Genomic DNA, 9,810 nt, shown 5'->3' with positions numbered 1-9,810 from the left:
ATTTATTTAAATACTAATTGAGGAGAGGTTTTACTATGAGTAACGGCAAAGTAGTTCTTGCATATTCCGGCGGACTCGATACATCGGTCTGCGTTAAATACCTTCAGGAAGAATATGGATTTGATGTCATCGCACTTGGACTGGAAATTGGAGAGGGAAAGGATCTGGAAGCGCTGAAGGAAAAAGCGCTGAAAGTAGGAGCGGAAAAGGCCGTCATTATTGACGCCAATGAACTTCTTGCAGAAGAATATCTGCTGCCGGCGCTGCAGGCGAATACGATGTACGAAGGAAAGTACCCGCTTTCCTCTGCGCTGTCGCGTCCTCTGATCTCCAAGCTTCTCGTTGAAGTCGCGGAGCAGGAAGGTGCTGTTGCAGTTGCTCACGGTTGCACCGGTAAAGGAAATGACCAGGTTCGATTTGAAGTATCGATTCAGGCACTCAATCCGGATCTGCAGGTGATTGCACCAGTACGAGAGTGGGGCATGAACAGGGAAGAAGAAATTGAGTACGCGAAAGAAAAAGGCATCGACGTTCCGGTAAACGTGGAGAAGCCGTACTCGATCGACGCAAACATCTGGGGCAGAGCGTGTGAAGCCGGTGTTCTCGAAGATACATGGGCAGAAGCACCGGAAGAAGCGTTTGACTGGACGGAGAACCTTGCCCACACACCGGATGAGCCGGAATACGTCGAGATTGCTTTTGAAAAAGGCAAACCGGTCTCCCTGAATGGAGTGGAAAAGCCTTTCCAGGACATCATTAAAGAGCTCAACGTTACGGCAGGCAAGCACGGCGTCGGGAGAATCGACCACATCGAGAATCGACTTGTCGGCATTAAAGCAAGAGAAGTGTACGAAAATCCGGCAGCCTTGACGCTGATCAACGCGCATAAAGAGCTGGAGTTTCTCACACTGACGAAAGAAGTGTCGCACTTCAAGACGTCTATTGAACAGAAATTCACGCAGCTCATCTACGACGGACTCTGGTATTCTCCACTGAAGACAGCACTCTATGCTTTCATTCAGGAGACGCAGGAGCAGGTGAACGGGAAAGTAAAAGTGAAGCTGTGGAAAGGCACCCACACGGTGGTTGCAAGACATTCTGAAAACAGCCTTTACAACGAGGAGCTGGCAACCTATTCAAAAGGGGATGCTTTCGACCACAACGCAGCGCTCGGCTTTATCAAACTGTGGGGCCTCTCGACGAAGACGTACTCTCAGGTGCATAAAAAAAAGCCCCTCGTCGAAAGTAAATAATCAGATTGGAACGAGCTGAAAAAAGAACGGTCATGGCTGCAGCGGCCATGACCGTTTCTGTTTCAGTGAGAAGCATGTAGAAGTTTTCATCGAGGAAGACGGAGCCGCACGCCGCCAGGGAAGCAGCTCTCGCTGCGTGCATCAAACAGCGGAGACAGATATTTCTAAACAGGAGCGTCATGTGCAGCACACATTCATTCCTTTCGTTGAACGTGCAAGAAGAGGAATCAGTGCGTTGCTGTCGAATCAGTAATAAAGAACAGTTCAACATTGAGGAAAGGTGGAGGTTTGGCATGGGAAAACTCTGGGGAGGACGTTTTACGAAAGCAACGAATAAGCTGGTGGAAGAAGAGACGGCGTCGATTTCATTTGATCAGAAACTGGCTGCGGAAGATATTAAGGGAAGCAGAGCGCACGTGACGATGCTCGCGACTCAGGGCATTGTCACAGAGGACGAGCGTGACCAAATTTTAGATGGGCTCAGCAGGGTCGAAGAAAAGCTGAAACAGGGAGCGCTGACGTACTCTGTAGCAAACGAAGACATCCATATGAATATCGAAGCCTTTTTAATCGAAGAGATCGGACCGGTCGGTGGAAAGCTTCATACCGGCAGAAGCCGCAACGATCAAGTTGCCACGGACATGCATCTCTATCTGCGTGAACACACGAAGCAGATCATCACTGCGGTCGGAGAAGTTCAGCGGGCGCTGCTGCAGCAGGCGGAAAAGCACGTACATACGCTGATACCCGGCTACACTCATCTGCAGCGGGCACAGCCGGTTTCATTCGCTCATCACCTGCTCGCCTACTTCTGGATGCTCGACCGTGACAAGCAGCGTTTCCAGGATGGCTTGAAACGGACGAATATCTCCCCGCTCGGTGCCGGAGCACTGGCCGGTACAACGTTCCCGATTGACCGCCATCAGACGGCGCGTGAGCTCGAATTTGACGGCGTCTACGCCAACAGCATGGATGCCGTCAGTGATCGTGATTTCATTCTGGAATTTTTATCTGCTGCCTCTATTTTTATGATGCACCTCTCCCGCATGTCGGAAGAACTGGTTCTCTGGAGCAGCGAAGAGTTTTCTTTCATCGAACTGGATGATTCGTTCTGTACGGGCTCGTCGATCATGCCGCAGAAAAAAAATCCCGATGTACCGGAACTGCTCCGTGCAAAAACCGGGCGGGTCTACGGCAACCTGCACGGCCTTCTTACGGTGTTGAAAGGACTTCCGCTCGCCTATAATAAAGACATGCAGGAAGACAAAGAAGGCATGTTCGACACGGTCGAGACGCTGGAGGCTTCTCTCGCGATGCTTGCTCCGATGATCGAAACCATGCAGGTGAAAGAACAATCGATGCGCGAAGCTGTAAACCAGGACTTCTCCAACGCGACCGACATTGCAGACTATCTGGTTACAAAAGGAACCCCTTTCCGCGAAGCGCATGAGGTGATCGGCAGTATTGTACTTTATGCTATTGAAAAGAAAAAATTCCTGCTTGATCTGACGATGGAAGAGTATACATCGTTTCATCCCCTGTTTGAAGAGGACATTTATCAAGTATTGAAACCGGAGCAGGTCGTGCGCAATCGGAACAGCTACGGTGGAACAGGGCAGGAGCAGGTAGCTTCACAGTTGAAAGAGGCGGCATCAGCGTTGATGAAAGAATAGGATTTACATGAATTTTCGGTCTATTTCATGGGCACAGCGCGGAATTCATGATACAATATGAATCATTCTCACACGAAGATCTGAAGGAGTGGAACATCATGGAAGCAACTGTCGCAATCACGAAAGCAGATACATTAAAACCGAAACCGCACCCGGATGAGCTGCAGTTCGGTAAAACGTTTACCGATCATATGTTTACAATGCAGTACACCTCGGAGAAGGGCTGGATTCAGCCGGAAATTAAACCTTACGCCCCGGTGGAAATCGACCCTGCCGCCATGGTCTTTCATTACAGCCAGAGTGTGTTTGAAGGGCTGAAAGCTTATAAAGACCCGGAAGGCAATGTCGTGCTTTTCCGCCCGGATGAGAACTTCAAACGTCTTAACCGATCGAATAAGCGTCTTAGCATTCCGCCGGTAAATGAAGAGCTGGTCCTCGATTATTTAAAACAGCTGCTGGAGCTGGAAAAAGACTGGATTCCAACAGCAGAAGGAACTTCGCTTTATATTCGGCCTTTCATCATTGCAACAGAGCCGAGTCTCCAGGTCGCTCCTGCCCATCAATATCAGTTTTTCATCATTCTTTCACCGGTCGGCTCCTACTATCCAGAGGGGATCCATCCAGTCAGCATTTCGGTCGAGAGCCATTTCACGAGGGCGGCACGAGGTGGTACCGGCACGGCGAAAACGGGCGGAAACTATTCTTCCGGCTATAACGCCCAGGCGAAAGCATCCAATGAAGGGCACGCTCAGGTACTGTGGCTGGACGGTGTCGAAAAGAAATATGTCGAAGAAGTCGGGAGCATGAACGTCTTCTTTAAAATTGATGGTGAAATCATCACTCCTGAACTCAACGACAGTATTCTGCAGGGAGTGACACGTAAATCGGTGCTCGATCTTCTCCGGTACTGGGAGATGCCGGTATCGGAGAGAAAGATCTCTATGCAGGAGATTTACGAAGCGCACCAGGAAGGCCGGCTGGAAGAAGCATTCGGCTCCGGGACAGCGGCAGTTATTTCCCCGATTGGGGAACTTTCTTGGAAAGATGAAACGATGATTATTAACGGACGCAGCACGGGAGACGTTACGGCATCGCTTTATCAGACGCTGACGAGTATCCAGACTGGAAAGCAGGAGGATCCGTTCGACTGGACTGTCGTTGTGCCAACTTAATATCACTCGTTGTCCACGCACTGCGGAACAATCCGCAGTGCTTTTTTGAATGTTCGCAGCGGGGACTTTTTTGATACAATGAGGAGCAGACATAGAAAGAAATGAGGATGAGGCATGCACATCACCCTGCTTCCGTGCGGAAAAAAGAAACGTTGGGATGTTGAGCCTGAAGCTGGTGCGCTGCCGGCTGGCGAAGTGTATACGGGGACGCTGCATCAAAAGTGCCGGAAGTGGGCAGAGGCTGCAGGTACAACGCCGGTGATTTTGTCGGCACGATACGGGTTCCTGTTTATTGGTGAAAGCATTCCTGGAAATTACGATCAGCCTTTCCCGTCGGACAGAGCAGTTACGGTGGAACAGCTCATCAGGCAGGCAGAAGCGATGCAGCTGGATTGTGCCGAAGAGGTTCATGTCCTGCTGGGGAAGAAATTCCATCCTTATTTGAGGGAGGTATTTCCAGTGGACCGTATGACGTTTCCACTCGAAGGGGGCCGCGGCATCGGCGATATCTTACAGACCCTGGAGGTGCAGATAGAAACGATGCTGAAACGAAAACAAAGTATGAAGCCAATCCTGCCGTCCAATCCTTCCATGCTGATTGTCGGCTCCATGCCGGGAGAAAAATCGCTCGAACACCAGAAGTACTATGCGCATCCGCGTAATCATTTCTGGCCGATCATCTCCGCATGGACTGGGGAACCTCTCATGGAGGAGGCGTACGAGAGAAAAATAAGGGTGCTGCAGGAACACGGCGCAGCGCTCTGGGACGTCATCCAAAGCTGCGAGCGGAGCGGAAGCCTGGATGCAGCGATTAAAAACGAAGAGGTAAATGATATTGAGCACCTTCTGCAGCGCTTCCCGGGCCTGCGCCGCATCGGCTGCAACGGGGGAAAAGCGTATTCCCTGCTGCGAAAACATATTCATATACCGGATCATGTTGACATAATGCAATTACCGTCAACAAGTCCGATACCGGGGAAGAATGTAAAATCTTTTGATGAAAAACTGGCAGTCTGGCTGCAGTTTTTAACGAACAGGGGGTTCTGATATGGAAACGCGTTTATTAATTGACGGTTTCAATCTGCTGAGCCGTACGTATTTTGCCACAGCTTACGGAAAAGAACCGGAACAGCTTGAGAAAAACAACGAGGGCCGCTACGTGCAGGCTATCCGTCTATTTATGACGAAGCTGCACCAGCTGGAACGGCAGCATCGTGCCTCGTATGTGCATATCGCCTGGGACGGCAAACGGGGTGATACACACCGGCAGCAGGAGCACGCTTTTTACAAAGCGCAGCGGGCAGATCTGCCGGCACCACTGATCGACCAGTACCATCTCGGCAGGGAGCTGCTGGACGAACTCGGCTACCATCAGATGCAGGCACCTGGCTACGAGGCAGATGATATTATCGGCACGCTCAGCATGAAAGACGCCTGCAGCGATATTATCTATTCCAACGACAAGGATCTGTTTCAGCTGCTGAGTCCGCAGACGTCCCAGGTGTTTGTCCGAAAGAAAAAAGAGGTCTTTTACCGGGCCGAGGATTTTTTCGAAGAGTACGGAATCCGGCCGGATCAATGGGTGGATGTGAAAGCACTGCTTGGCGATCCTTCCGACAATATCCCTGGCTGCCGCGGGGTAGGTGAAAAATCCGCCCTGCCGATGATCCGGCAGTACGGCAGTCTAGATCATCTTTACGAATCGCTGGATGAACTGGATCCTTTGTTTAAGCGGTATGAGAAAAAGCTGAGAGACGGCAGGGAGGATGTGTTCATCAGCCGGGGACTTGCAGATATCGAAACGAACGTACCGGATGCGCTGGCACTATCGCTGGATGCGATGGCCGTTCCCGAAGATGACGTTCACAGGCAGAGCGTTCTTATGAAGCACGGTCTGTTGAAAGGCGGGTGAACAGCATGAAAATCGTATCCCTCTGTCCAAGTAATACAGAGCTCATCTACTATGCCGGGGCCGGAGAACAGCTCGTCGGCATCGATGACTTCTCTGATTTCCCTTATGAAATAACCTCGCAGCTGCCGAGACTCGGACCAGATCTGGATATCCGGATGGATGACGTGGAAAAGCTGCAGCCGGACCTCGTGTTTGCCTCGCATTCGGTACCCGGGATGGAGAAGAACACAGCGGAAATGGACAGACGAGGCATCCCGTATGTACTTGTAACCAATCCTGTTTCGCTGCGCGGCATTGGCGAAGCGTTGGAAGAGACTGCCGGAGCTCTCGGCCGGAAAGCGGAGGGGAAACAGAAGCGACAGGCGTTCGATCATTTCCTTGACTCCTATCAAACAATGGCCCAGGCAGTTCCACATCGTCCCCGCGTCTACTGGGAATGGTGGCCCAAGCCCGTTTTTACACCTGGCAGAACCAACTGGCTCACTGAATTGACCGACTTGGCTGGAGGCAAAAATTTGTTCGGGGATTATCCGGAAGCGAGTGTCCAGACGACGTGGGACGAAGTGCTGGCGCGGGATCCTGATCGTATTTTTGCTGCCTGGGTAGGTGTCCGGCGTCAGAAGGTGAATCCGGAAGTGTTGTTGAAAAGACAGGGATGGCGAGATATGCGTGCGGTTCGCGAGGATCATCTGTATATTCTTGATGAACCTCTGTACTGCCGTCCTTCTCCTCGTCTGATGGCCGGGCTTGCTGAAGCAGCCCACCTGCTTCATCCTGACATCTTTCCCGTGCCGGATGGGGAGGAAGATCTCCGCACTCTAGGCATCAAAGGCAGGGGGTTGTCGTAGTGATTAGGCGGGCCTCCGTAATCATGGCAAGGAGTCGGGAAAAGAAATGTGGCAATACGAAAGGCTCTCACGAAAAAAGTGAGGGCCTCTTTTATCGTATAAGAATGCAAAAAAAGGGTGGAAAGGGTAGACCGCGCGAGCTGCGGGGGAAGTAAGATGACCTCTTTCTACTCTTAACAAGCCTGCGGCGCAGGCCGTTCCGGTCCAGAGGCGCTGCGCATTTTGTATGCCGATTCATGTTCCAGTACAGAGACAGCAGAGGAGATACCGGCCGCGCCCCGTCGGAAAGCGTGGAGGGACTGCGCATGAGAAGACAGTGTTCACCGAAGAACTTTACATAATGTTGTTATTGTTGAGTATCGTCAGTCAAGAAAGCGGCGCTTATCTACGTTTTCAGGCAGTTTGAACTCTTTTCTGCCGAACCATTTAAAGCGGCTGCCTGCTATCAGATCGTAACAACGGTCCCGGATCGAGCGGGGAAGAAACGTCAGCACAGCGGCTGCGCGAAAAGGGCTCTTGAGCTTGGAAGCAATAGTAAGTGCAGCATCGGACTTATACAGCACCGTTCCATCCGGACGGATCAACACGACAGAATCAGCATCTTCATCAATAGCAAACTGCTTGATATATTCCTTCCCGCGCCTGCCCTGCAGAGATGCAAAGCGGAAATGCATGTCCGGATCTCTGGCTGTTATAAACCGGACACTTTTATCACATAAGTTGCATTCCCCGTCAAAAAGTACAATATGATACATCAAAATCACCTCTCCTGTATTATACCGCGCTGATGAAGACTTCCACGAATCATTTACTTGGTGTTTCTTCGTTTTCTATCGTCCAGCGTAACGTTCTAAAGCTGGATTCGCTGGTTCTAAACCCGCATCAGCAGGTTTGCAGAATGAAAATACAAAGAGCTCATTTTGTATCTTCATGAAAAAGTAGAAGGGAGAACGAATCAAATATCTTGATATGCCGGTCTCATTTCTTCCCCAGCATCACGAGCCGTTCTGGATGATGATACAAAATGAATGCTGTAGTATTATAAAGACAGAGGTGATGATCATGGAGAAAAAAAGGTACGGAGATACAGTGTACCTGACGGAGGAAGAATATGAACGACTCCGCAGCAGACTCGGTGAACAGCAGACGAAGAAAAGAATCAAGCGCCTGATGCAGCTGAAAGCGGAAGGAAGGCGGCCGGTCTCAATGAAATCGGATTACCAGGCGCTCCAGGCGATGACACCTAGGGCCGTAGAGCCGATCCGCAGCCGTGAGCAAATTGCATGCATGAAAAAGGTGCTGCGCGAGGAAAGCGAACGTGATTATTTTTTATTTCTGCTCGGATTAAATACTGGTCTGCGGATCGGCGACCTGCTGCCGCTTCAAGCGGGCGATGTACGAGGGAGACGCTATATCGTAAGGCATGACGAGAAAACAGGAAAAGAAAAGCTGTTCCCGATGAACAAGGAGATCCGCAGTCTGGCATCTGACTATACGGCCGGCATGACAGATGAGGCGTATTTGTTTGCTTCGGCTAAAACGAAACAGCCGATTAAACGCGACAGAGCATATAAAATACTCCGCCGGGCGGCTGAAAAAGCCGGGGCGGAGTTTGTCGGTACACACACATTGAGAAAAACGTTCGGCTATCACTTTTATAAACAGTACGGGGATGTTTCCACGCTGCAGAACATTTTCAACCACTCTTCTCCTAGTATAACGCTCCGCTATATCGGTATTGCTCAGGAGCAGATTGATGAGGCGATGGATGATTTTCATTTGTAGAACATTTTTTTCAACAGCGGGGGTACGAAGGTGACGATCAGGATCACGCGCAGCAGCTGCAGGGAAGTGACGACGGCGGGGTCGGCTCCGGTCACCGATGCTGTAAGCACCATCTCAACGATGCCTCCGGGAGCCGTACTCAGAAGCGCTGTTTCTATCTCCATGCCGGTCCACCACGCCAACAGCAGGCCGAGCAGCATACTCAGTGCGATAAGCAGGAAGGCGATCAGAGCAAAATAGAGCGAATAAGAACCTGCTTTTCGAATATCGCTGAAAGAGATGCTGATGCCGAGGGAAACCCCGACAGCCAGCTGGGCACTGTAAAACAAGAGTTCCGGAACTGCCGGGAGCATGACAGGTGATATCATCAATACAACCGTTAACAGCAGCGGAATAATCATAATACCGGCTGGAAGCAGGCGCTGCAGGAGAAACCCCGCAGCACCAACACCAAGAAACAGCAGTGCCTCCGGGCTGAAAAACGAGATACCATCTCCGGACGGCATCTCTGCCTCAGGGGTACCGCTGCCGGTAAACAAATAAATCATGAGCGCAGGGACGGTGAACAGTACGACAACGAGCCGCACAGTCTGAAAGATAAGTACCTGCTGCGGCTGTGCCTTTAATTCTTCGCTGGCAATCACCATCTCTGTCAGACCACCCGGGATGGCGCCGAACACAGAAGGCGTACGTGAAAGGCCCGTCAATCGTGCAGTCAGCAGGCCGAGCGAAACAGCTGCACTGAGTAGAATCGTCGTCATCAGTATGTACGGAGCAAAGTAGGTCGTGATCTGCATCAGCAGTTCGGTCTGGAAATAAAGCCCGAACGATATACCAAGGACGATCAGTCCGAGCTGCTTTATGAGAGGAGACCAGAGGAGGGGGCGCGATGCTGACTCCTGATACAGGAGCACAGCCGTCAGCGGTCCGAGCATCCATGGCAGCGGCAGGTTCAGTGTTTGAAAAAGAAAACCGCCCAGAACGGCGGGGATCAGCGTTTCCAGATGTCTCATGTATCAACTTTCCTCTCTGACAGCTGCTGTATGTTCAGCCTTGGTGCAGCGCTTCCATCATCTGCACTACGTGCAGCACTAGCGGCTCCCTGACAAAGCCGCTCCGGCAGCCATGAGGTGAGAGCGGCTTTTCAAGGTTCGTTCATCATCTTTT

General features: G+C 51.1%; 9 protein-coding genes. 7 read left to right on the top strand and 2 right to left on the bottom strand.

Annotated elements, in window-relative coordinates; genetic code table 11:
* Positions 1-35: 35 nt before the first annotated feature.
* The 6 genes from G477_RS0101490 (at position 36) to G477_RS0101460 (ending at position 6,858) form a co-directional block, all read left to right on the top strand.
* Positions 36-1,253: an argininosuccinate synthase gene (locus tag G477_RS0101490; protein WP_026696425.1), complete on the top strand. Its 1,218-nt coding sequence runs from the start codon at positions 36-38 to the stop codon at positions 1,251-1,253.
* Between the two features lie 293 nt (positions 1,254-1,546).
* Positions 1,547-2,926, top strand: a complete 1,380-nt coding sequence (gene argH / locus G477_RS0101485; protein WP_026696424.1) for an argininosuccinate lyase — start codon at positions 1,547-1,549, stop codon at positions 2,924-2,926.
* A 98-nt stretch (positions 2,927-3,024) separates the two neighbouring features.
* Positions 3,025-4,098, top strand: coding sequence for a branched-chain amino acid aminotransferase (locus tag G477_RS0101480; protein WP_026696423.1), 1,074 nt, complete (start codon positions 3,025-3,027; stop codon positions 4,096-4,098).
* A 114-nt stretch (positions 4,099-4,212) separates the two neighbouring features.
* Positions 4,213-5,145 carry a DNA-deoxyinosine glycosylase gene (locus tag G477_RS21510; RefSeq protein WP_245575328.1) on the top strand — a complete coding sequence of 311 codons (933 nt, stop codon included), beginning with the start codon at positions 4,213-4,215 and terminating at the stop codon, positions 5,143-5,145.
* Between the two features lies 1 nt (position 5,146).
* The gene (locus G477_RS0101465; RefSeq protein WP_026696421.1) at positions 5,147-6,010 is read left to right on the top strand and encodes a 5'-3' exonuclease; all 864 of its coding nucleotides are present in this window, start codon (positions 5,147-5,149) and stop codon (positions 6,008-6,010) included.
* Between the two features lie 5 nt (positions 6,011-6,015).
* Positions 6,016-6,858 (top strand): cobalamin-binding protein, encoded by an 843-nt coding sequence (locus G477_RS0101460; protein WP_026696420.1) that lies wholly within the window; start codon positions 6,016-6,018, stop codon positions 6,856-6,858.
* Between the two features lie 362 nt (positions 6,859-7,220).
* On the opposite strand, the gene G477_RS0101450 is transcribed toward G477_RS0101460, so the two are convergent.
* Positions 7,221-7,613, bottom strand: a complete 393-nt coding sequence (locus G477_RS0101450; protein ID WP_026696419.1) for a thiol-disulfide oxidoreductase DCC family protein — start codon at positions 7,611-7,613, stop codon at positions 7,221-7,223.
* Positions 7,614-7,920: 307 nt separating this feature from the next.
* Here G477_RS0101450 and G477_RS0101445 point away from each other — a divergent pair, with 307 nt between their 5' ends.
* Positions 7,921-8,643, top strand: a complete 723-nt coding sequence (locus G477_RS0101445) for a site-specific integrase (RefSeq protein WP_245575326.1) — start codon at positions 7,921-7,923, stop codon at positions 8,641-8,643.
* On the opposite strand, the gene G477_RS0101440 is transcribed toward G477_RS0101445, so the two are convergent.
* Complete coding sequence (locus G477_RS0101440) at positions 8,634-9,656, bottom strand: AbrB family transcriptional regulator (RefSeq protein ID WP_026696417.1); 1,023 nt, start codon at positions 9,654-9,656, stop codon at positions 8,634-8,636. The two genes, G477_RS0101445 and G477_RS0101440, sit on opposite strands and share 10 nt — an antisense overlap.
* Positions 9,657-9,810 lie beyond the last annotated feature (154 nt).

Source organism: Alkalicoccus chagannorensis DSM 18086 (assembly GCF_000429725.1).
GTDB lineage: Bacteria > Bacillota > Bacilli > Bacillales > Salisediminibacteriaceae > Alkalicoccus > Alkalicoccus chagannorensis.
This window is presented reverse-complemented; position numbering and strand designations above follow the sequence as displayed.